At 60.1% G+C, this 22389-nt stretch carries 23 protein-coding genes; 19 read left to right on the top strand and 4 right to left on the bottom strand.

The features are described 5' to 3' along the window. Nucleotides 1–142 precede the first annotated feature (142 nt). Genes N902_RS0108705 through N902_RS0108690 form a run of 4 tightly spaced genes read left to right on the top strand, consistent with a single transcriptional unit; the run spans nucleotide 143 to nucleotide 4966 of the window. Entirely contained in the window at nucleotides 143–1339 is a 1197-nt protein-coding gene (locus N902_RS0108705; RefSeq protein WP_084288088.1) for an amidohydrolase family protein, read from the top strand. A 23-nt stretch (nucleotides 1340–1362) separates the two neighbouring features. Next, nucleotides 1363–2292: an aspartate carbamoyltransferase catalytic subunit gene (locus N902_RS0108700; protein WP_027370626.1), complete on the top strand. Its 930-nt coding sequence runs from the start codon at nucleotides 1363–1365 to the stop codon at nucleotides 2290–2292. Nucleotides 2293–2294: 2 nt separating this feature from the next. Further along, nucleotides 2295–3575 carry a dihydroorotase gene (locus N902_RS0108695; RefSeq protein ID WP_027370625.1) on the top strand — a complete coding sequence of 427 codons (1281 nt, stop codon included), beginning with the start codon at nucleotides 2295–2297 and terminating at the stop codon, nucleotides 3573–3575. A gap of 8 nt (nucleotides 3576–3583) precedes the next feature. Next, nucleotides 3584–4966: a sigma-54-dependent transcriptional regulator gene (locus N902_RS0108690; protein ID WP_027370624.1), complete on the top strand. Its 1383-nt coding sequence runs from the start codon at nucleotides 3584–3586 to the stop codon at nucleotides 4964–4966. A 50-nt stretch (nucleotides 4967–5016) separates the two neighbouring features. Here N902_RS0108690 and N902_RS20005 read toward each other — a convergent pair whose 3' ends face one another. Continuing rightward, nucleotides 5017–5175 carry a hypothetical protein gene (locus N902_RS20005; protein ID WP_167330634.1) on the bottom strand — a complete coding sequence of 53 codons (159 nt, stop codon included), beginning with the start codon at nucleotides 5173–5175 and terminating at the stop codon, nucleotides 5017–5019. Nucleotides 5176–5512: 337 nt separating this feature from the next. Between N902_RS20005 and N902_RS0108680 the strand changes: the two genes are divergently transcribed. The 9 genes from N902_RS0108680 to N902_RS17130 all read left to right on the top strand — a co-directional run bounded on the left by N902_RS0108680 (nucleotide 5513) and on the right by N902_RS17130 (nucleotide 13293). Beyond that, nucleotides 5513–6355, top strand: a complete 843-nt coding sequence (locus tag N902_RS0108680) for an LpxI family protein (protein ID WP_027370623.1) — start codon at nucleotides 5513–5515, stop codon at nucleotides 6353–6355. Nucleotides 6356–6406: 51 nt separating this feature from the next. After that, entirely contained in the window at nucleotides 6407–7450 is a 1044-nt protein-coding gene (locus N902_RS0108675) for a rod shape-determining protein (protein WP_027370622.1), read from the top strand. Between the two features lie 6 nt (nucleotides 7451–7456). Then, entirely contained in the window at nucleotides 7457–8311 is an 855-nt protein-coding gene (gene mreC, locus N902_RS17135; RefSeq protein WP_153304180.1) for a rod shape-determining protein MreC, read from the top strand. A 17-nt stretch (nucleotides 8312–8328) separates the two neighbouring features. Next, complete coding sequence (locus N902_RS0108665) at nucleotides 8329–8796, top strand: hypothetical protein (RefSeq protein WP_027370621.1); 468 nt, start codon at nucleotides 8329–8331, stop codon at nucleotides 8794–8796. Then, complete coding sequence (gene mrdA, locus N902_RS0108660) at nucleotides 8783–10573, top strand: penicillin-binding protein 2 (RefSeq protein ID WP_027370620.1); 1791 nt, start codon at nucleotides 8783–8785, stop codon at nucleotides 10571–10573. Before N902_RS0108665 ends, mrdA begins: the two co-directional genes overlap by 14 nt. A gap of 8 nt (nucleotides 10574–10581) precedes the next feature. Next, nucleotides 10582–11697 (top strand): rod shape-determining protein RodA, encoded by a 1116-nt coding sequence (rodA, locus tag N902_RS0108655; RefSeq protein WP_027370619.1) that lies wholly within the window; start codon nucleotides 10582–10584, stop codon nucleotides 11695–11697. A 181-nt stretch (nucleotides 11698–11878) separates the two neighbouring features. Then, nucleotides 11879–12259, top strand: coding sequence for a desulfoferrodoxin (locus N902_RS0108650; RefSeq protein WP_027370618.1), 381 nt, complete (start codon nucleotides 11879–11881; stop codon nucleotides 12257–12259). A gap of 102 nt (nucleotides 12260–12361) precedes the next feature. Beyond that, a complete protein-coding gene (gene rd / locus N902_RS19205) occupies nucleotides 12362–12523 on the top strand; it encodes a rubredoxin (RefSeq protein ID WP_084288085.1) in 162 nt (53 codons plus the stop codon). Nucleotides 12524–12579: 56 nt separating this feature from the next. After that, the gene (locus tag N902_RS17130; protein WP_034622346.1) at nucleotides 12580–13293 is read left to right on the top strand and encodes a DVU0298 family protein; all 714 of its coding nucleotides are present in this window, start codon (nucleotides 12580–12582) and stop codon (nucleotides 13291–13293) included. On the opposite strand, the gene lpxK is transcribed toward N902_RS17130, so the two are convergent. Both lpxK and N902_RS0108630 read right to left on the bottom strand, forming a co-directional pair. Continuing rightward, entirely contained in the window at nucleotides 13284–14312 is a 1029-nt protein-coding gene (gene lpxK, locus N902_RS0108635) for a tetraacyldisaccharide 4'-kinase (RefSeq protein WP_153304179.1), read from the bottom strand. The two genes, N902_RS17130 and lpxK, sit on opposite strands and share 10 nt — an antisense overlap. A 2-nt stretch (nucleotides 14313–14314) precedes the next feature. Then, nucleotides 14315–15022, bottom strand: coding sequence for a Bax inhibitor-1/YccA family protein (locus tag N902_RS0108630; protein WP_027370616.1), 708 nt, complete (start codon nucleotides 15020–15022; stop codon nucleotides 14315–14317). A gap of 342 nt (nucleotides 15023–15364) precedes the next feature. On the opposite strand from N902_RS0108630, the gene N902_RS19200 reads away from it, so the two are divergent. Genes N902_RS19200 through N902_RS0108600 form a run of 6 tightly spaced genes read left to right on the top strand, consistent with a single transcriptional unit; the run spans nucleotide 15365 to nucleotide 20159 of the window. Next, on the top strand, nucleotides 15365–15550 hold the full coding sequence (locus N902_RS19200) for an FmdB family zinc ribbon protein (RefSeq protein ID WP_084288083.1): 186 nt from the start codon (nucleotides 15365–15367) through the stop codon (nucleotides 15548–15550). A gap of 39 nt (nucleotides 15551–15589) precedes the next feature. Then, the gene (gene rlmN / locus N902_RS0108620) at nucleotides 15590–16711 is read left to right on the top strand and encodes a dual-specificity RNA methyltransferase RlmN (RefSeq protein WP_027370614.1); all 1122 of its coding nucleotides are present in this window, start codon (nucleotides 15590–15592) and stop codon (nucleotides 16709–16711) included. Next, nucleotides 16698–17072: a phosphoribosyl-AMP cyclohydrolase gene (hisI, locus tag N902_RS0108615; protein ID WP_027370613.1), complete on the top strand. Its 375-nt coding sequence runs from the start codon at nucleotides 16698–16700 to the stop codon at nucleotides 17070–17072. Before rlmN ends, hisI begins: the two co-directional genes overlap by 14 nt. Further along, the gene (gene hisG / locus N902_RS0108610) at nucleotides 17073–17957 is read left to right on the top strand and encodes an ATP phosphoribosyltransferase (protein WP_027370612.1); all 885 of its coding nucleotides are present in this window, start codon (nucleotides 17073–17075) and stop codon (nucleotides 17955–17957) included. 29 nt (nucleotides 17958–17986) lie between these two features. Then, entirely contained in the window at nucleotides 17987–18820 is an 834-nt protein-coding gene (locus N902_RS0108605) for a tetratricopeptide repeat protein (RefSeq protein WP_027370611.1), read from the top strand. 31 nt (nucleotides 18821–18851) lie between these two features. Then, complete coding sequence (locus N902_RS0108600; RefSeq protein ID WP_244147393.1) at nucleotides 18852–20159, top strand: B12-binding domain-containing radical SAM protein; 1308 nt, start codon at nucleotides 18852–18854, stop codon at nucleotides 20157–20159. 10 nt (nucleotides 20160–20169) lie between these two features. On the opposite strand, the gene glgX is transcribed toward N902_RS0108600, so the two are convergent. After that, the gene (gene glgX / locus N902_RS0108595) at nucleotides 20170–22329 is read right to left on the bottom strand and encodes a glycogen debranching protein GlgX (RefSeq protein ID WP_027370609.1); all 2160 of its coding nucleotides are present in this window, start codon (nucleotides 22327–22329) and stop codon (nucleotides 20170–20172) included. Between the last annotated feature and the right edge of the window lie 60 nt (nucleotides 22330–22389).

The following is a 22389-nucleotide window of genomic DNA, read 5'->3' as shown; positions in this document are numbered from 1 at the left end:
GCCCATGGGATGCACACTTGCGGCTTTTGGAGATCATCTGCCCATCCTTGAGATGCCACTTATTGCGTCGATGAGCCGCGCTTGCTGACATTTGCCTTGAAATCGGCTATAGAGTTCACCAAACCCTGGATCAAATACACATATGGCACACTCATCCCAGACCGTCCCCCGGGAGAAGACCCCAGGGCTGGAATATTCGAGGGTTCGCGGTTACCGAGCCCGAAAGATGCTGCCCTTTGCCGGCCCCCGGCCTGTTCTGGACAACGGCCTGCTCTGGACAGTGAACGGCAGGATCGCCCAGATCGGCCCCTACCGACAGGTGAAGAACGAATTCTCGGCCCCGATCCATGATCTCGGGGAGCAAACCCTGACCCCTGGGCTGGTGAATGCCCATACCCACCTCGAACTCTCTCATCTGCACAACGCAACCCAGCCGGGACAGGGTTTTTTGCCCTGGGTCCAAAGCCTGATCCGACACCCACTGAAACAGACCGCCCCCGAACGGATCCAGGGGCTTGTACAGGACATGCTGGATCAAGGCCTGGCCGGAGTCGGAGATATCAGCGGCCATGCTTGGGATCATATGTACGAGGTGCACGCCCAGCTCCCGATAGCCTCCCGGCTGTTCATCGAGTTTCTGGGGTTTAGGCCTAAGCCGAGCCCCTGCTGGCCAGTGGACACCCCGCCCGATGCAGAGTTCATCTCGGCCGCAGGTCATGCCCTGTACTCTACCAGCCCGGATCTTTTGCGCAGGGTCAAAGAGTGGACGACCCGCTATGGCCGCCCGTTCTCAATGCACTTGGCCGAGCATATTGGAGAGGTGGAGCTTTTGTCGTCCGGCCGGGGCGAGTTTGCAGACTTCCTCCGGGGCAGGCTTTTTCCGGCCTCCTACACTCCCCCCGGCTGTTCGCCGGTGGCCTATGCCCATCGGCTTGGACTTTTGGATCAGCACACACTCGCTGTGCATTGCGTCCACCTCGGCCGGCAGGATATCGCCCTGCTGGCCAACAACAAAGCCAGGGTCTGCATCTGCCCCCGGAGCAATGCCTATATCGGCTGCGGCCGGGCCCCGGTGGAAGACCTGTATAGGGCCGGTATTCCCTTGAGCTTGGCCACCGACGGTCTGAGCTCAAACCATGATCTGAATCTATGGAATGAGGCCTCCTATCTGGCCGGGATGTGGGAGGGAAATCTTTCCTTGACAGATCTGGTCGCCATGATAACCATCAACCCAGCTCGAGCCCTGGGGCTGGACCAGGTCGCCGGCAGTCTGCAACCGGGGAAACTTGGACGGTTCAGCCTGGTTCCAGAAGATATGCAGGCCTCGATGCCTGTGTGACCCTTTTATCGCAAGGAGCGGGGATGCATTGGGCCCACTCACACCTGTTGACCGTTTCCGATCTCTCTGCCGACGATATCCATACAGTATTCGAGCTTGCCGAACGTTTTGCCGAAATGGCGCACCGGCCGGTAAAGAAAGCTCCTGCCTTGAAGGGAAAAAGCGTCGTTCTCTTTTTCGCTGAACCCAGCACCCGGACCAAGACATCCTTTGATATCGCGGCCAAGCGCCTGTCGGCGGACACCTTTTCCCTGGCCCAGTCCGGGAGCAGTCTGCAAAAAGGGGAGAACATCAAGGATACCGCCCTCACCCTCCAGGCCATGCACCCCGATGCCCTGGTCATCAGGCACACCGTCAGCGGTGCCGCCCAGTACCTGTCCCGGATCCTTTCCTGCAACGTCATCAATGCCGGCGACGGATGGCACGCCCACCCCACTCAGGCCCTGCTGGACGGATTCTGTCTGCACCAGGTCTGGTCCTCCTTTGCCCAACGGACCCTGCTTTTGCTCGGTGACATCGCTCACAGCCGCGTCGCCCGCTCAGATGTCGAGCTTTTTCACAAGCTCGGGGTTCAGCTTCGGGTCTGTGCCCCCAGGACTCTGCTTCCCCGCGGGATCGACAACTGGCCGGTACAGGTATTCACCGATCCAGTCCAGGCCTGCTCCGGCGTAGATGCCATCCAGTGCCTGCGCCTGCAGCTTGAACGCCAGGATTCCGGCCTTTTGCCCTCAATCCGGGAGTACGCTCAGGTCTACGCCTTGCGTCCGGCCTTGCTCCAACTGACCCAGCCCGAGGTCAAAATCCTCCATCCCGGCCCCATGAACCGGGGAGTCGAGATCGAGTCCTCCCTTGCAGACAGCAGTAAAAGTCTCGTCCTCTCCCAGGTCAGTGCCGGAGTGGCCGTGCGCATGGCCCTGCTCTACCTCTTTCTCACCCAGTCGCCCAAGGAGTGATCATGTCCGCACCGGAATGCGCTGTGCGCAATGGCAGATGGCGGGATCGGCTTGTGGATGTCTTCATCGCCCGGGGACACATCGTTGATCTCCTTCCCGCAGACCCGTCCCGTGATTTGGGGCATCTGGACTGCATCGACGCCCATGGCGCACTGCTGCTGCCCGGCCTCATCGATGCCCACACCCATCTCCGCGAGCCCGGACAGGAATACAAGGAAGACATCGCCTCCGGATTGCAGGCCGCAGCCCAGGGCGGTTTCAGCCATATCATGTGCATGGCCAACACCGATCCGGTCAATGACTGCGCTCCGGTGACAGAATTTCAGCTGCACAAGGCCTCGGCCACCCACCCCCATGGTCCGTTCCTGCACCCGGTAGGGGCCCTGAGCAAGGGCCTGTCCGGGAAGGAGCTGGCCCCGTTTTTTGAACTTGCTGAAGCGGGCTGCGTTGCCCTTTCCAACGACGGCATTCCGGTAGCGGACAATCATTTGTTCCGCCGGGCCGTGGAATACAGCACCGGCCCAGGACTGCCGGTCATCGACCATTGCGAGGATCCGGGATTCTCCGCCCACGGAGTGGTCAATGAGGGACTGATCAGCGACGCTTTGGGCCTTCCCGGCCAACCCAGCATTGCCGAAGCCATGCAGGTCAGCAGGGATATCCTTGTGGCCCGGTATCTGCAGATCCCAATCCACCTGGCCCATATCAGCACCCGGGAGTCGGTTGAGCTCATTGCCAGGGCCAAGCAGGACGGAGTCCCGGTTACTGCGGAGACCTGCCCCCACTACCTGCTCTGGGACCAGGAATGCGTCCGCGGATACAACACCCTGGCCAAGGTCAACCCCCCGTTGCGGACCCGCGACGACGTCCTGTCCCTGCGCCAGGCGGTCTCCGAAGGGGTGATCGACATCCTGGTCACAGATCACGCTCCGCACGCAGATTTTGAAAAAGACGCCCCATTTGCCCAGGCGCCCAATGGGATATCCGGATTGGATACCGCCTTGTCCCTGACCTGGTCCCTGATTTTAGACCAGATCCTGGGCATCAAGGACCTGTGCAGGCTGTGGTCCTTTGCCCCGGCCTCTCTCTTTTCCCTCCCGGTCAACGAGTTCTGTGCAGGCTCCCCCGCCGACATATGCATCTTCAACCCCGACGACTCCTGGACTGTCCAGGCCAAAGACCTGGCCTCCAAGGGCAAGAACACTCCGAGCATGGGTCAGAGGCTTTCGGGCCGGGTTCAGGCCATGATGGTCCAGGGCCGTCTGGTCTACGCCAGGGAGTGAGCCCGAACATGGGGTCCATACTTGTTCTCGACGACGACAAGAGCCTGCGGGAAGTCCTGGAGGTGGCCCTGAGCGAGCAGCAGCACACCATTTTTCAGGCCGCCTCGATTCAAGACGCCGTTTCCCTGCTCCAGAACGACATCATCGACCTGGCTTTTGTCGATCTCCGCCTGGGACGAGAAAGCGGGCTCGATTTTCTCCGCTGGCTCCAGGAACAGGATATGAGCCTTCCGGTGATCATGATCACCGCCTATGCCGACTCCCAGTCCGCTGTGTCAGCCATGAAGCTTGGGGCCAAGGACTATATCGCCAAGCCTTTTGATCTGGACGAACTTCTGCTTTTGGTCCAAAGGCACCTGGAGCACTCCAGGCTGGCAGAGGAGAACCAGTGGCTGAAAAACCAGATCGACAGCCGCTTTGGAACCATTATCGGGGAGAGCCCGAAGATGCAGGACGTGTTTACGATGGTCCGGCGCATAGCCCCAACTGACATCCATGTCCTGCTCACCGGGGAATCCGGTACCGGAAAAGAGCTGGTCGCCCGGGCCGTTCACGAGCACAGCCGGCGAAGGGACAAGGCCTTGATGATCGTCAACTGCGGCGGTTTGCCCGACTCCCTGGTCGAGAGCGAACTCTTCGGCTACCGGCGGGGGGCGTTCACCGGGGCGGATCGGGCCAAGAAAGGGCTGGTGGAAAAGGCGGATCAGGGATCCTTCTTTTTGGACGAGGTCGGTGAGCTGCAGCTTGGAACCCAGGTCAAGCTTCTGCGCTGCATTCAGGACGGGAGCTTTACGCCCTTGGGCGGCACGGAGATTGTGCACAGCAACGTGCGCTTTCTGGCCGCCACCAATCGGGACATTGAAGCGGACGTCGCCCAGGGGAAGTTCCGGGAAGACCTGTTCTACCGCTTAAGCGGGGTGATCATCACCATACCGCCCCTGCGGGAGCGGGGAGACGATCTTTTCCTCCTGGCCGAGCACTTTCTGCGCACCTTCTGTCGTCAGCAGAACAAGCATATCTCCGGGTTCACCCGCCAGGCCAGGGAGAAGCTGAAGAATTACCATTATCCGGGCAACGTCCGGGAGCTGGAAACCATCATGGCCCGGGCCGTGGCCCTGGAAACCGGGCCGTACATCACCAAATCGTCACTGATCATCTACGAGCAGGCCCACAGCGGCCAGGCCAGCCAGCGGGAAAAAGTCCTCAACCGCGAGCTATCCCTGGATGCCTATTTGGAGCAGGAGGACCGGGAGATCCTGCACCGGGCTTTGGAGCTGACCGGCGGGCACAAGGGGCAGGCAGCAGAGCTGGTCGGGCTCAGTTTCCGCCAGTTCAGATACCGGTTGAGCAAATATGCGGGCAATGACCAGGGATCCGCCTCCGGTTCATAGTCTTTGTCCCTATGACCTTTATATGCCGCGATTTCCGGCCCGCAGAGGCCTCAATCCATCCCGGCCTCCTCTTCCAGCTCCTGGATTCTGGCCAATATATTCTCCCGCTCCTCCTGGCTCAGAGATGCATCCTGCAGACGGCGGTGCAGGCCCAGGATGATCATCTCCAGCCGAAAATCCTGGCAGGTATACGTGCTGTGTTCCGACATGTTGACCTCCTGAAAAGGAGAGTACGCCCGGGCCCGGCTGGATGCAACCGTTTGGCCGCCGCCCCCCGCAACGCTTGGTTTCGTGGGCTGACCTGGCTCGTGGCCCAGAAAGTGGCGCCTCGAAAAGGCATAGCACTACAGCGACATTGTCCTGAACTCACAGTGGCCACGGACCAATCCCCGGCAAGGCCATATCAAAATGTCGCCGTACAAATCGGCTCAGTCGAAGAATCAGCTTACCTCGTATGCCTCCAGCCGGGTTTGCCTTGTGCTTCGAAATCGGATACAAATGTGGGCTTGATCGCTGCTCACCACTGGCCCAAGGGACGACTCGCATATGAATCAGCAACCGCCGCCGGCCGACAGCTCACCCCTGGGCATCATCGCCGGGGAGGGGCAGTTTCCGCTTCTGGTGGCCCAGGGAGCACGCCGGTTGGGACGCCCGACCATCGGGATCGCCTTTAAAGAGCACACCCGCCCGGAGCTGTCCATGCTGGTGGAGCACATAACCTGGCTGCGCCTTGGACAGCTGAGCAAAATGCTGGCCTTCTTCGCCAAGCATCAGGTCCGGGAGGTGGTCTTCGCCGGCGGGATCAACAAGCCCAGGGCCCTGGCCTTGCGTCCGGACCTGCGGGCTGCCAAGCTCCTTTTTCATCTGCGGAGCAAGAATGACAACTCCCTTCTGCAGGCCCTGGTCGGCTTGCTGGAGACAGAAGGCTTCACCTCGGTCTCCGCTCTGCATTTTGTTCCTTCCCTGCGCACTCCGGCCGGGGTGCTGACCAAGCGGGAACCCACCAGGCAGGAAAAAGCCGACATTGAGTTCGGGTGGCCTGTGGGCAAAAAGATCGGGGACATGGATATTGGACAGTGCGTTGTAATCCGGGACCAGATGGTGGTCGCAGTGGAAGCCATTGAAGGAACCAACGAGACCATAAGCCGAGCTGGTCGCCTTGGCGGGAAGGGATGCGTGGTGGTCAAGACCTTCAAACCCGGCCAGGAAGAACATATAGACCAGCCGGCAGTAGGTCTGGAGACGGTCCGGACCATGATCCGGGCTCAAGCCACGTGTCTGGCTGTGGAAGCGGATAAAAGCCTGTTCTTTGACCGCCAGCAGACATTGGAAGTAGCCAACGAAGCCAAGATATGCATCGTCGGTTATCATCCAGGGCTCGACCTGTAGCGGACATCGCCTCGCCAACCGTTAACTTTCCTATGCACGCAGAGAGGAAGCATGCCTAATATATTCAACAAGTTTCTCGGCATTTTTTCCAGCGACCTGGCCATTGACCTGGGAACAGCCAATACTCTGGTCTATGTCCGGGGCCGGGGGATCGTTCTGAATGAACCCTCTGTGGTCGCTGTCAAGCAGGACAATAAGGGAACAAGCAAGGTCCTGGCCGTGGGGAATGAGGCCAAGCGCATGCTGGGCCGGACCCCGGGCAATATCGTGGCCATCCGGCCTATGAAGGACGGCGTCATCGCCGATTTTGAGATCACCGAATCCATGCTCCGGTACTTCATCGCTCAAGTCCACAACAGCCGGCGGCTGGTGCGCCCCCGGATCATTATCTGTGTACCGACCGGAATCACCCAGGTCGAGAAGCGAGCAGTGAAGGAGTCGGCCCAAAGCGCCGGGGCCAGAGAGGTCTACCTGATCGAGGAGCCCATGGCTGCTGCCATAGGGGCCAACCTGCCCATCACTGAGCCAACTGCCAATATGGTCGTCGATATCGGGGGCGGGACCACGGAGGTCGCAGTCATATCCCTGGCGGGCATTGTGTACAGCAAGTCCGTGCGGGTGGGCGGAGACAAGATGGATGAATCCATCATGCACCACATTAAACGCAAATACAATCTGCTCATCGGCCTGAGCAACGCCGAGCGGATCAAGCAGACCATCGGCGCCGCCTTTCCCGGGGAGTACGACAATCAGGAACTGGAGGTGAAGGGACGGGATCTGGTCTCCGGCATACCGCAGCACCTGAAGGTCAACTCCGAGGAGATCCGGAACGCCATTTCCGAAGAAGTGGCCACAATAACCCATGCCGTGCGCATGGCTCTGGAGCAGGCGCCTCCTGAGCTGGCCTCAGACATTGTTGACCGGGGCATCGTGGTTACCGGAGGGGGGGGCCTGCTTCGCGGGCTGGATCAGCTTTTGCGGGAAGAGACTTCCCTGCCCATCACTCTGGTGGACGATCCTCTATCCACTGTGGTGCTGGGTTCCGGCAAGGTCTTGGACAATCTGGATATTCTCAAAGATGTAACCGTCGATTGATGTCTTGTGCTCCCTCTTAAGCTCCGCCACCTCGTGCTGGCCTTTCTCCTGCCCCTGTTCGTGTACATGAGCCTGTACACCTGGAACTGGAAAACAGGGCATTTGGATCGCATGGCCAGATATACTGGACTGGAGATCGTCGGTTTCGTCCTCACCCCGGGCAAATGGGTGCACAGCAAGGCCGAATCCCTGGTGGACTCCTATATTCTCCTCCGCGATGTTCAAGAGGAAAATGCGGCCCTGCGGGACAAGCTCCAGGATTTGAAGCTGAAGATGATCCGCGTGCAGAGCCGGGCCAAGGAAGCCACCCGGCTCAGGGAGCTCATGGAGTTTCCCCGCCCCCCGGAATGGACGTGCCAAGGGGCGGACATCATCGGCAGCCAAGTCGGACCCAATTCCGTCCTGCGTTCCTTGATCATCAACAAAGGACGTGGTGACGGCGTTGCCCCCAACACCCCCATCCTGACCTCTCAAGGTATCGTCGGGCGGGTAAAACAGACCAGTCCCCATTTTTCCACTGTATTGCTGATAACCGACCCCAACAGCCACATACCGGTCAGGGGCAGGGAAAGCCGGACCAACGGTGTCTTGTGCGGGCAGGGGCTGCACAGTCCCCTGCAGGTCAAGCATGTCCCCCAGAACGCTCCAGTCCAGTCCGGGGAGACCCTGGTCACATCCGGCTTGGCCGGACTGTTTCCCCAGGGCCTTCCTGTGGCCAGGATCGACAAGATCGCTGTGTCCGACCTTTCCCTGTTCAAGAAGATCCAGGCCCGCCCCCTGGTCAATTTCGATCGCTTGGAGGAGGTCCTGGTTGTCCTCACCCCAGAAGCCCAGCCTCAGCCGGTTCGGGAACCGGGGTAATGAGGCGAGAGAGCGGTATGCGTCTTGTCCTGTGGTGGATCGTTTTCACCGCCGGGTGCATTTGGATCCACGATATGATCCCCGGAATCGACTGCTTCGGTCCGGCCATTCTGGTTCTTGTGCACCAGCACCGCTACCGGGAGGCGGCCTGGCTGACCCCGGTATGGATCGTCATCAACGAGGGAGCCGGAGATCTGGCCTTTGGCCTCTCCGTCCTCTGGTTTGGCGGCCTGATGCTTATTTTTCAGGTCCTATGCCTGTATCTGACCAGCTCAAATCTCATATTCCTCATCTCGCTTTCCATCTTGGCCGGGATCTGGCATTCCAGCGTCATCCAGCTCATGTCCGCACTGCAGGAAGTCGCCATCCCCGTGGACAGGATCCTCCTTCAGGGAGTGGAAACCGCCCTCCTCTTTCCCCTGCTCTGGGCAGCGATGACAGTGGCATTCAAACGCTGGGGGAAATCACGGTATGTTTCGCTCTGATCAGGTCAACACCCTGCCTGCAGACCGGATCGTCATTCTGCAGGCAGCCATCCTCCTGCTTTTCATAATCATTTTCCTTCGTCTCTGGTATTTTCAGGTCTATAAGGGAGATGTCTATGCCCAAAAGGCCCAGGCCAATATCACCCGTATACAGTCCATCCATGCCCCTCGGGGCCTGATCCGGGACAGAAACGGGAATATCCTGGCCGACAACCGTCCAGCATACGGACTGGCCATGATCCGGGAAAACTCCGCCGACGTTCAAGCCACCCTGCAGCAGGTCAGCGACTGGACCGATGTCCCCACCTCCAAGCTCTCCGATAGATTTGAACAGGGCCGGGACAAGGTCCGGTCCTTCGAGCCCCTGCTTCTGGTCCCCAACCTGACCTTTGATCAACTGGCCTATATTGAGGCCAGAATCCACAACTGGCCGGACCTGAACATCATTACCCGCCCCTTGCGCACCTATCCATACGGGGCCCCATTTTCCCATGTCCTCGGTTATGTGGCCCAGGCCAACGAAAAGGAGCTGCGGGCCAACCCCAGGCTGACCCTTGGGGACATGATCGGCAAGCAGGGAGTGGAAAAGACATTTGAAGATATTCTGCACGGACAGAAAGGACGCAAACATCTGCAGGTCAACGCTCAGGGCCGGATCCTGCATTCCAGTATCACTCAGCCCCCCCAGCCAGGGTCCAACCTCGATTTGACCTTGGACTGCGAACTGCAGCAGTTTGTCTGGGAAAGCCTCGGAGATCATGCCGGGGCCGTGGTGGTCATGGAACCTGTAACCGGAAAAATCCGGGCTCTGGTCAGCAAGCCGGGATACGACAACAACCTGTTTGTACGCGGACTAAGCATGGAGAAGTGGGAGGATCTGCTCCATGATCCAAGCCATCCCTTGCAGAACAGGCTGATCCAAAGCGCCTACCCCCCGGGGTCGGTGTTCAAACTGGCTGTAGCCGGCTGCGCCCTGGCTCGATCCGAGATCACCACCTCGACCTCCTTCTATTGCTCGGGACGGTACCGGCTGGGCAACGGCCTGTTCCGCTGCTGGAGGCGTTACGGGCATGGGAGATTGGAGATGAAAGAGGCCATCGCCAGATCATGCGACGTCTACTTCTACAATCTGGGTGAGGAACTGGGGATATCCAAGATCCATTCCTTCTGCACCCAAGCCGGCTTTGGACAGAAGACCGGGATCCGGCTGCCCAATGAGCAGGCGGGCCTTATCCCCAGCAAGGAATGGAAGCTTCGGCGGTTCGGCCAGCCATGGCAGGGAGGAGAGTCGGTGATTACCGCCATCGGGCAGGGCTACACCACCAGCACCCCGCTGCAGGTGGCCAGATTTATCTCCGCGCTGGTCAACGGCGGACGCCTGCTTCAGCCCCTGCTGCAGCACGATGCCTCCCCCCGAGTCCAGAACAGCCTGCCTTTGCAGGACGCCCACCGCGAATTCATCCGCCAGGCGATGATCCACACCGTGGAGGGCAAGCGGGGAACCGCCCGCAGGCTCCGTCTGCCCGGAGCGACCATCGGGGCCAAGACCGGGACTGCACAGGTGGTTCGACTGACGAAAAAGCACGAGGACAAGGAGACAGAGGAGATCCCGTACAAATTCCGCGATCACGCCTGGATGGCCGCATTTGGCCAGCAGGGGGACGCGTCGTATGTGGTGGTCACCCTGGTCGAGCACGGCGGCCACGGCAGCTCCGCAGCCGGGCCCATCGTCAAAGGGATCTTCGAATACCTCCTTGATCCTGAAGAGGCTGGGTAAGGAGCACCATGTCCCCTTTTGACCGCAGACTGTTCACCCACCTGAACTGGACCCTTCTCCTCTGGTCCCTGGCCCTGTTCGGCCTCGGGGTCATGAACCTGTACTCGGCCAGTTCGCTGCGCGGCGAAGGCGGGATGACCACCTACAGCTTTTACCAGAAACAGATGCTGTGGGGTCTTTTCGGGATGGGGGGCCTTATCATCTGCAGCTCCTTTGACTATCGGCACCTGCGGAGTCTTGCCTGGCCCTTGTACTGGGTGTCCCTGGGCCTCTTGCTGACTGTCCTGCTCACCGGGGAATCGATTTACGGGGCCTCCAGATGGATAGATCTCGGTCTTTTCCATTTCCAGCCCACAGAGCTGGCCAAGCTAAGCTGCCTTTTGCTCACTGCGCTGCTGCTCACCCGGACCCCGACTTTGCTCGCTTGGTCCAGCCTGGGCAGGATCATGGCCCTGATCCTTCTCCCCGTGGGCCTGATCATCGTTCAGCCCGACCTGGGTTCAGGGCTGAACATCCTCCTTCTGGCCGGGGGGATGATGTTCTATCACGGGATCAGGCCCCGCGTATTCTGGACCCTGTCCCTGGCCGCCATCGCCCTGATGCCCTTGGGCTGGTTCGGCCTGCAGGACTATCAGAAGGAACGGATACTGACCTTTCTAAACCCTGAAACCGATCCGCTGGGTGCCGGTTACAACATCCTGCAGTCCCAGATCGCCATCGGGTCCGGCCAGACCTGGGGCAAGGGCTTTTTGGAGGGCACCCAGAGCCAGCTACGCTTTTTGCCCGAAAAGCATACGGATTTCGTCTTTGCCGTGTTTGGAGAGGAATGGGGATTTGCCGGAACCATCCTGCTTCTTATCCTGTTCTGCCTCTTCCTGTATCAGATCATCATGGTCATTCAGGACTCCAAGGACAGGTTCGGTCATTACCTTGCAGTCGGGGTCTTCTTTTATTTCTTCTGGCAAATCGCGATCAACATGGGCATGGTCCTCGGACTTCTTCCGGTGGTAGGCATCCCCCTGCCTTTCCTGAGCTATGGGGGGACATCCACCTTGATCAACTTCTGCTTTTTGGGGTTGGCCCTCAATGTGTCCATGCGCCGGTTTGTGTTTAAGACTGATTGAATCCGGGCGGCCCTCCTGGTGTCGAATCATCTTGACATCTCAGACAGGATTGATTATCATTTTCCCCTTAAAGGATGCATCATTTCATCTCTTGCGTCCAAACCCGAAATCCTTCATAGTACCCTGAGGACTGGGTTGAATTCCTGTTCAGAGTGACACCATTAGCCAAAGGAGTCATCACATGGCCACGCAGCTTGAAGTTTACAAATGCAATGCCTGCGGCAATATTGTCGAGGTTCTGCACGGTGGAGCCGGCGAACTCGTGTGTTGCGGGCAGCCAATGGAGCTTTTGCAGGCCGGAAGCGTCGATGCGGCAAAAGAAAAGCATGTCCCGGCCATTGAAAAAACCAGTTCCGGCTTTAAGGTCAAGGTCGGCTCTGTTGCCCACCCCATGGAAGAAAAGCACTACATTGAATGGATTGAGCTCATTGCCGATGGCAAAGCCTACCGTGAGTTTCTCCAGCCCGGACAGGCTCCGGAGGCAGAGTTCTGCGTCCAGGCCTCCCAGGTAACTGCCAGGGAATACTGCAATGTCCACGGCCTGTGGAAGGCTGATAGCTAAAGACAGGGAGTGAGGGCACCTCCCGCGCTACTCAAGGCATTGGACCCTGGACCGGGGTGCCCCGAGAGAAACCAGCACCGACACGACAAAGGAGAAGAGGAAATGGAACGATGGGTATGCGGTGTATGCGGATATGTGTATGATCCCGCCGAAGGGGATCCGGAAAACAACATCCCGGCAGGAACCAAGTTCGAGGATCTGCCCGCGGACTGGGAATGCCCGGTGTGCGGAGCCGGCAAGGACGAGTTCAGCAAAGAAGAGTAATCGGGAGGCCCCCGTCGGCTGGATCATTCCCGCCGGCGGGGGCCCAGGAAGGATCTATGGCTGAGAAAAGCGCCTCAACCCGGGTCGTGCGCCGGCAGCTGATGGCCATCCTTGAGTCCGCGGACTGGGAAAGGGAATGGAACAAGCTAGCCGGCGGCAACCCGGCCCAGAATCTCATATCCCCACTGTTCACCGCACTTTTCTCCATCCAGGAAACAATCCATTGGCGGGCCGTGACCTGTATGGGGGGCGCAGTCCTTTCCCTGGCCCACAGCGGACTTGAGCCCGCCCGGGTGGTCATGCGCCGGTTGATGTGGTCCTTAAACGACGAATCAGGAGGGATCGGCTGGGGTGCGCCCGAAGCCATGGGAGAGATCATGGCCAGGCACTCCGGGTTGGCTGCTGAGTACGGCAGCATCCTGTGCTCCTACGTCGTGCCCAGCGAAGGCCCGGACAACTATCTGGAATACGCCCCCCTCCGTCTGGGGGCCTACTGGGGCATCGCCCGCCTGGCCCAAGCCCGTCCAGGCTATGTCCAGCCCAGCCTGCAGGACCTGGAAAACGCCCTGGGGGACGAATCCAATCCCAGCTCCCTGGTCCTCATCTGCCTGACCCTGGCCCGGCTGGAAGGCCTCTGCTCAAAAACAGCATCCATCCTGCAGAAACTCTCTTCCAGGGACGACGCGGTCCGCATATATTGGGACCAGGCCTTTGTCCCCATGAACCTGGGCACGCAGGCCGCCAATGCCCTTCGTCGCCATCAGCCCTGAGAGGGTTCGGATTCATCCGCCCCCTGCAAGTCCAGCCGGCTGCTGAGCCACCTGTCCAGACCGCCCCGAATGTCCAACTGAACATCCAGGATGCACAGCCTGGGATCGTCCATGTCCTCCAGCTTAACCCCGTCCTTTGGTGTACAGACAATCCGGCGTGCCCCAAGCTGATCCGCTCTTTGCCCAATCCGCTTTTTGTCCGCCCTGGTAAAAGAATGGTGGTCTGCAAACCGCATATGCTCCAGAGGGGCACCCGGCAGGACCAGTCCGGCCGTGGATTCCACCCCGGCCGGACTGCCCACGGCGCTGACCAGGATATACCGCTCATCCGGATCCAATGCAGTCCGGCCGTCCGGCCGGCAGAGGCCTTTGGCCTGGTAGGAACAGGAGAAAAACGGACCAGGCAGATTCGGCGCCTTGGCCCTGATCTCCGGCTCCAGCCGGGCCGCTTCTTCGGGGGGGGCATGCAGGATGATGGCCGAGGCCCTGTGCAGGGCCTTGGCCCCTTCCCGCCAGGGGCCGCTGGGTATGACCCTGCCCCAGTCGTGAGTGAAATCCTCTGGCCTGAGCAGGACCAGATCCACATCCCGCTGCACAGCCAGGTGCTGATACCCGTCGTCCAGGATGAGCACGTCCGGGCCCATCCGCTCCAGGGCCCATTTGCCTCCCCGGTTGCGGCAGGGATCGACCACCACATGGGCCTGTGGGTTTTCCCTGGCCAGCATCAGGGGCTCATCCCCTGCCTCAAAAACAGGGCTGTCGGTGTGAACCAGGTAGGGATATTTCGGGGGGCGGGCTCGATACCCCCGGGTGAGCAGAACCGGCCGCAGCCCCCACTTTACAAACATGCCCAGCAACCGGGAGCATACCGGGGTCTTGCCGCTGCCCCCCCACCTGATATTGCCCACAGAGATGCAGGGCACCGGTGGACGCCAAGAGGGGATCAATCCGCGGGCATAGGCCAACTCCCGGATGTGCATTGCGTGTGCATACAGCCGGCCGGCCACTGCTCGAGCCACGGCTATTCCCGCATCTGTCCCAGAAAGTGGAGCAGGAAGAGAAAGAGATTGATAAAGTCCAGATACAGGGTCAACGCGCCGAGGATGCTCCCCCGGCGGAGGGCTGTGGCGTCGTCCATGGGCGCGGTCTCACCCATCCGGGTCAGCTTCTGCGTATCATAGGCCGTGAGCCCGACAAATATCAGCACCCCGAGCCCGCTGACCACGAAATCGATCATCGGACTCTGAACAAATATATTCACCACCATGGCCAGGATGATCCCGATCAGGCCCATGAACAAAAAGCTTCCCCAGCCTGTCAGATCTTTGCCTGTGGTCATTCCATACAGGCTCATCGCCCCGAACATGCCCGCGCAGACCACGAACGCACTGACCACCGAGGCCGGGGTGTACACCGTGAGCACGGCCGAAAGGGTGATCCCGTTCAGTGCGCTGTAGAGCAAAAACAATCCCGTGGCCGTGGTCCCGGACATCCGGTTGATCCCGGCGCTCACGGCAATAACCAGGCCCAGCTCTGCGGCGATCAGAACAAACAAGAGCATGGGATTGCCGAAAATCAGCTCCATCATTGCCGGACTGGAGGCGGTCATATAGGCGGCTCCGGCCGTGATGACCAACCCCGCGCCCATCCAGCGATAGACGCCCTGCATGAATGCGTTCAGGGCCAAGCCCCGGCTTTGAACCCGGGAAGTTCCGGTGCGATGTTCCATACATGTTTCTCCAGGATAAAAGTGTCAGACCCAGATTTCTTTGGTTTTTGACTCCAACTGACTGTAATTCATACCCGAGGTTGAAGGTCAAAGACCCAAATTTTTCCCTGATCAGTCATTAAAATCTACCCTTCTGGAGCAAGCTGCGTCAAGCTGCAAAAGGGGTTGACAAGCCAGCTGAAAGTTGCATCTTTAACAAAGCAGTTCACGACACTGTCCTGGGGAGAAAGGCTTTCGACCCAACCGGTCGGAGGTACTGGACAGTGGTCCCTGCTATGCCTTTTCGGTTCGACCCGCCACGGGTGAGACCAAGATCACAGAGATGTCGATTTGGAGGGATATATGCGCCTCTACGAGTTTCGCTGCCTCAAATGCGAGCATGAATTCGAAGACCTGGTCCGCAGTGATCAGGATACCGTCCACTGCCCCAAATGCGGGAGCACACAAGTGACCCGGCTTTTGTCTGCTGTGCGCCGTCAAAGCCCGGGGGGACAATCCAGTTGCGCCCCATCAACCGGATTTTCCTGAGCCTCATAGCATCACTCCGGTCCGGAGTGCACATCACCCATGAACAGACAGGACAACCAGCAGACCCGTGCATCTGTCTTCGATCTATCCTATTCGCAGCTCGAAGCCAGAATGCAGGGCCTCGGACAGCCTTCTTTCCGGGCCCGGCAGGTGTGGCAGTGGATCTGGCAGAAAGGGTGCCCGGATTTTGCCCGGATGACCAACCTGAGCAAGGAGCTGCGCCACCGCCTGGCCCAGGAACTGGACCTCCGGCTCCCGGCCCTGTCCGGCCTTGCATCCAGCCGGGACGGGACCAAGAAGGGACTGCTCAGCCTCTACGATGGTCAGGAGGTGGAATGGGTCCTTATTCCAGACAAGGACCACTTCACCCTCTGCCTTTCCACTCAAGTCGGATGCAGCCTTGGATGCACCTTCTGCAGCACCGGCCGGATGGGCTTTGTGCGCAACCTGACCTCAGGGGAGATCCTGGCTCAAGTCCTGATCGCCACGCAGGTCCTGGAGGAGGCCCGCAGCTCCTGGCCCCTGCGCAATATCGTCTTTATGGGCATGGGCGAGCCCCTGCTGAACTGGTCCCAGGTCCACAAGGGGCTGACCATCCTTCGGGATCCAATGGGGCTCGGGTTCTCTCATCGGCGGGTCACAGTTTCCACAGTGGGGGTTCCGGGCACCCTCACGGCCTTTGCCCAGACCGGCTTGGCCTCTTTGGCCGTTTCTCTGCACGCACCCAATCAGGCCTTGCGCCGGCAGATCATGCCCGCGGCATCCAGGTTGCTGCCCTTGTCCGACCTGATGGATACATTGCAGGCCATACCCTTAAAGCCCAGGCAGCGAATCACTGTGGAGTACATCCTCCTGGGAGGAGTAAACGACGGGCTGAACCAGGCCCGGGACCTGAACCGACTCCTGTCCAGGCTCAAATGCAAGATCAACCTGATCAGCTTCAATCCGGCCCCGGAGCTCCCGTATACAGCCCCGGATCCGGATGCTGTCGCCGCCTTTGAGCATTTCCTCCGGAGCAAGGGACAGACCGTGACCTTGCGTAAAAGCAAGGGGCAAGATATACAGGCTGCCTGCGGCCAACTGCGCAACAGCCCGGGGCGGAGCAACGCGGGCTCTGCCCTGGAGCCGAATATGGAAAGGGGGATGCATGCTCAAACCTGATTTCGCCAAGGGCAACGGCCTGGTGCCGGCCATTGTTCAGGAAGCGGGCAGCGGAGAAGTGCTCATGCTGGCCTACATGAACGAACAGGCCTGGACCAAGACTCTGGAGACAGGCCACGCCCACTACTACAGCCGCAGCCGGGACACATTGTGGCGCAAGGGGGGCACCTCCGGCCATGTGCAAAAGGTCCACCAGGTGCGCCTGGATTGTGATGCGGACACGGTCCTGCTTCTGGTGGAGCAGGTCGGCGGAGCCGCTTGCCACAAGGGGTATCGCAGCTGCTTCTATCGCCAATTAACCGCTTCCGGTACTGAGCAGTGCTCGGAAAAAATATTCGATCCCCAGGAGGTGTACGGCTAAATGAGCCAGCGGGAGAAAAAACTCAAGCTCGGTATTCCCAAAGGGTCCCTGCAGGATTCCACCATCAAGCTGTTCGCCAAGTCCGGGTGGAAGATCAACCTCCACCACCGCAACTACTTTCCGGAGATCAACGATCCGGACATTGAATGCAGCCTGTGCCGGGCCCAGGAGATGCCGGTCTATGTCCAGGACGGAACCCTGGATGTCGGGCTGACCGGGAAAGACTGGATTTTGGAGAATGAGGCCGAAGTGGTCACTGTGGACGAGCTCGTCTATTCCAAGATGAGCAACCGGCCCGCCCGCTGGGTTTTGGCCGTCGGCGGCGACTCCCCGTACCGACGTCCGGAGGATCTGGCCGGAAAAAAGATCGCCACGGAGCTGGAGAACTTTACCCGCCGATATTTTCAACAGGCGGACATCCCGGTGGAAGTGGAGTTCTCCTGGGGGGCCACCGAAGCCAAGGTGGTGTCCGGACTGGCCGATGCCATCGTTGAGGTCACCGAGACCGGAACCACCATCCGGGCCCATGGCCTGCGGATCATTGCTGAGCTGTTGACCACCTCCACCCAGCTCATCGCCAACACCCGGGCCTGGGAAGACCCGTGGAAGCAGGACAAGATCACCCAGATGCGCACCCTGCTTCAAGGCGCACTGCGGGCGGAGAGTTTGGTCGGCCTGAAGATGAACGTGCACCAGGACAGGCTGGATCAGCTGATGCAGATTCTGCCCAGTCTGACCTCCCCCACGGTATCAAATCTGTACCAGGCCGATTGGCTGTCCATAGAGATCGTTGTCCAGGAATCCACAGTCCGCGATCTGATCCCCGATCTCCAGTCCATTGGGGTCGAAGGGATCATCGAGTACCCCTTGTACAAGGTTATTTAGATGTCCGGCGCTCCAGATCGGAGATGAGCATGGCCAGCACCGAACTGCCGGGGAGGCTTTCCCGGAGACTGCCTCCGGATTGCCGCTTCGGCTGTCTCTTCTCCCTGCATACTGCAGGCCTGTGTCTGCTTATCCTCTGCCTGCTCCTATCCGGGTGCGCGCTGATCCACCCGGATCCGGAAGTGGACAAGGAAATCCAGGCCAGGATGGATCTGGCCTCTTCCTATCTGTCCAGCGACCGGCCCCGCCTGGCCCTGCGCCAGCTCAAGGCGGTGCAGGACCGGGGCCAGACCAGCCCGGAGTACCATCTGCTGTACGGGCTTATCTCGGCCCGGCTTGACCGGCATCAGGAGTCCAGGGAGCATCTGATCCAGGCCGTCCGGCTGCGCCCTGATTTTGCCCGGGCCTGGAATAATCTGGGCAAGGTCCAGGCCTCCATGGGGCTGGAGGAGGACGCCGAGGAGTCCTTTCAGCGCGCCCTGGACATCCCCACGTATCTGACTCCGGAATATCCGGCCTACAACCTGGCCCGGCTGTATGCCCAGCAGGGAAAATCACGGCAGGCAGAAGACATGGCCGGGCGGAGCCTGCAGGCCAACCCAGGCTTTGCCCCGGCTGTTGTTTTCCTGGGCCAGCTGCTCACTGAGGAGAATCGGATCCAGGACGCAGTCCAGGTCCTGCGCCAAGGGCTCAAGGCCCGCCCAGGCCAGGTCCGGATAATGCAGGCCTTGGCTGAAAATCTGTTGCGCCTGGGGGAACAAGCCCAGGCCAGAGTCTGGTTTGAACGCATTGCCGACACAGCACCCCCCCAAAGCGAGCCGGCCCAGGTGGCCCGAGATTATCTGGAGCTCCTCCCGAACTAAGCCCCCGGATCCTGTCCATGCCCCGCGTATCTTGGGCCTTAATCCCTGGATCTATGATTTTGCGGCCTACAACCTCTGGTCCAGGCCGGCCGGGCTTCTGGCCTGTCTGCACATGCTCCGCAAGGCAGGGGCCCATACCGCGCTCATGGACTGCCTGGATCCCACGTGGTCCGACGTTTCCTGGCCCAAACCCAGGCCATACGGGCACGGTCCGTGGCCCAAGACGCACATGCCGGCGCCTTCCTGCCTGCGGCACGTACCCCGCCGCTACAGCCGCTACGGCCAGGACCCGGATCTGGTTCGTGCTGCCCTGCACTCCCTGGAGCCCGCACCGGACGCCGTGCTCATCGGGACCACCATGACCTACTGGTACCCCGGAGCTGTTGCCGCGGCCCGCATGGTCAAGGACATATGGCCCCGGACCCTAGTTGTCGCCGGGGGAATCTACGCCACCCTCTGCACGGAACACGCCGCCAGTTTCGAGTGCTTTGATCTGGTCCTACCCGGACCTCTGGAACAGGAGGCCAACTGGCGGCGCCTGTGGTCGGGTTTGAACGCCTCTCCTCCTTCCCTGCCTGCGGACAGCGGTTTGGGACTGGCTCTGGACGCCTATCCCGATCCGGCATTCTCAATCCTCATGGGCTCCCGGGGCTGTCCATACGCCTGCTCCTACTGCGCCAGCTCAGTGCTCAATCCAAGCTTCGTCCAAAAGTCCGCCCGGGAGGTCATCTCCGAGGCAGAAACCGAACTCCGTCGGGGGATCCCGGATTTCGCCTTTTACGACGATGCGCTGCTGGTCAAGCCCCAGACCTGGCTTATTCCCTTGCTGATCCGCCTGATCCAGACCGGCAGCACAGCCAGGCTGCACACGCCCAATGCCCTGCATGTCCGGCACATCACCAAAGACCTAGCCCGGCTGCTCAAGAAGGCCGGGCTGGTCACCGTCCGTCTGGGCCTGGAGACAGCCGACTTTTCCCACCGGGCGGACAGCAAGCTGACCAGCAGCGAATGGGAACATGGCCTCAGCTGCCTGTTTGCAGCCGGCTTTTCCCCCAGTCAGATCGGGGCCTATATCCTCTTCGGCCTTCCGGAACAGGACCACCGCTCGGTGGAGGCGGCCATCGATCTGGCCCGCAGTCATGGGATCCGCCCCCATCTGGCCCAGTACTCCCCAATCCCGGGCACATCACTCTTCGCCAAGGCCAGGGCCCATTCCCCCTACCCGGTTGAGCGCGAGCCCCTGTTCCAGAACAATGCCCTCTGGCCCTGTGTGCCAGGGGGATTTAGCTGGGAAAGGCAGGAACGATGGCGAAAACGCCTGGCAGGCAAGACGGAGTGAGCCGCTTTGCTCATACCCTTCCCGCTTTTTGTGCACCGTCTGCATCAACCAGCTGAAAAACAGCCAGACTGTGCTCCAGGAGGGGATAGGCGCTCTTGCTGCTGTATGTCGTTCCGCCGTCTTGGGGAAGTCCTTCCATGTAGCGGGTATCCAGCACCAGCTTCCACCAGTCGCAGTTGGTGTACGAGGGCAGGGAAAAATCGACCCCCCAGGGATTGCTGTTCAGCAGCACGAGCATGGTGTCCCCGCTGATGCCTTGCCCCCGGGAATCGATCTCTTCCAAAGCGTCTCCACCCAGCATGAGACCGATGACGCAGCGGGAGGCGTCCAGCCAGTCCGCATGCCCCATTTCCCGGCCCTCCTCAGTCAGCCAGGTGATGTCCTTGCGTTCCGAGCCATGAATGGATCGGCCCTGGAAGAAATTCTGGCGCTTAAATACCGGCTGGCTTTTCCGCAGCCATGCCGCCCGGCGCACAAAACGCAGAAATGCTTCCTCCGCCGGCTCCAGCTCCCAGGGATACCAGGTTAGAATCGAATCCTGGCAATAGGCGTTGTTGTTCCCCTGTTGCGTGCGGCCCAGCTCATCCCCTCCGGAAAGCATGGGCACCCCGATGGACAAGAAGAGGGTGGCCATGAAGTTTCTCTTCTGCCGCCCGCGGAGGGCAGTGATCTGAGCATCCCGGGTCGGGCCCTCCTGTCCGCAGTTCCAGCTCAGGTTCGCATCATCGCCGTCCCGGTTGTTCTCCTGGTTCGCCTGGTTGTGCTTGTCCTCGTAGCTGACCAGGTCCTGGAGGGTGAACCCGTCGTGGCTGGTGACAAAGTTTATGCTGGCATGGGGCTTCCGGCAGTTGTGGGCATACAGATCACTGCTTCCGGCCAGGCGGGTGGCCAGTTCCCCGACCACTGCACACTCTCCCCGCCAGTACCTACGCACGGCATCCCGATACTTTCCGTTCCACTCCGTCCACTGGACCGGGAAGTTGCCCACCTGATACCCCCCGCTGCCCAAGTCCCAGGGTTCTGCTATGAGCTTGACCTGGGACAGGACCGGATCTTGATGAATGATGTCGAAAAAGGCCGCCAGCCGGTCCACGTCGTACAGCTCTCTGGCCAGGGTGCTGGCCAGGTCGAACCGGAAGCCGTCCACATGCATCTCCTGCACCCAGTACCGCAGGCTGTCCATGATCAGCTGCAGGACCCGGGGATGCATCATGTTCAGGCTGTTGCCGGTTCCGGTGAAGTCCAGATACTGCCGCTTGTCCTCATGCAGCCGGTAGTAGGCCAGATTGTCGATCCCCCGCAGGCTCAAGGTCGGTCCCCATCGATTCCCTTCCGCGGTATGGTTGTAGACAACGTCCAAAATAACCTCCATGCATGCGGCATGCAGGGCCCGGACCATCATCTTGAACTCCCGGACCTGATCCATGTACCCCGCCCCCGAAGCAAATCTGAGATCCGGCGCGAAGAAGGACAGGGTGCTGTAGCCCCAATAGTTGGTCAGTCCCCGCTGAACGAGAAAAGGCTCGTCCTCGTGCTGATGGACCGGCATGAGCTCGATGCTGGTTACCCCCAGCTGCTGCAGGTGGTCGATGACTGCTTCGCAGGCCACCCCGGAATATGTCCCGCGCAGTGCTTTGGGCACCCGGGGATTCTGAGCGGTCAGTCCCTTGACATGGGCTTCGTAGATCACTGTTTCGGACCATGGGATGCGGGGCGGGGCATCGTCGCCCCAGACAAAGGACGGATCGATCACCGCGCACAGCGGGGCATATGCCGCGTTGTCCAGGGCGTTGCGGCCGGCCTCCTCCTGCCCGCTGCCCAGCCTGTAGCCGTACATGGCCTCGTCCCACCGGGTTTGCCGGACCATGGACTTGGCATACGGGTCCACGAGGACCTTGCTGGGATTAAAGCGCAGCCCCAGCTCCGGACGATATGGACCAAAGACCCGATATCCATAGACCTGCCCGGGACGGACATCCGGAAGATAGGCATGCCAGACCTGATCCGTATACTGGGTAAGCTCGATCCGCTGTTCTTCAGCCCTGCTTTCCGTACTCTGGAACAGACAAAGCTCCACCTTGTCCGCATGTTCGGAAAACAGGGCAAAATTCACTCCCAGCCCGTCCCATGTCGCTCCCAGGGGATAGAGCCGCCCCGGCCAGACCCGCATATAAGCTCCGTATTCTATGTGCTGTGGTTAGACACGATAAGAGAAATAAGGTACAAGCCA

It is taken from the genome of Desulfovermiculus halophilus DSM 18834 (assembly GCF_000620765.1).
Taxonomy (GTDB): domain Bacteria; phylum Desulfobacterota; class Desulfovibrionia; order Desulfovibrionales; family Desulfothermaceae; genus Desulfovermiculus; species Desulfovermiculus halophilus.
The sequence above is the reverse complement of the archived record's forward strand: the minus strand, read 5'-3'. Positions and strand labels throughout refer to the sequence as shown.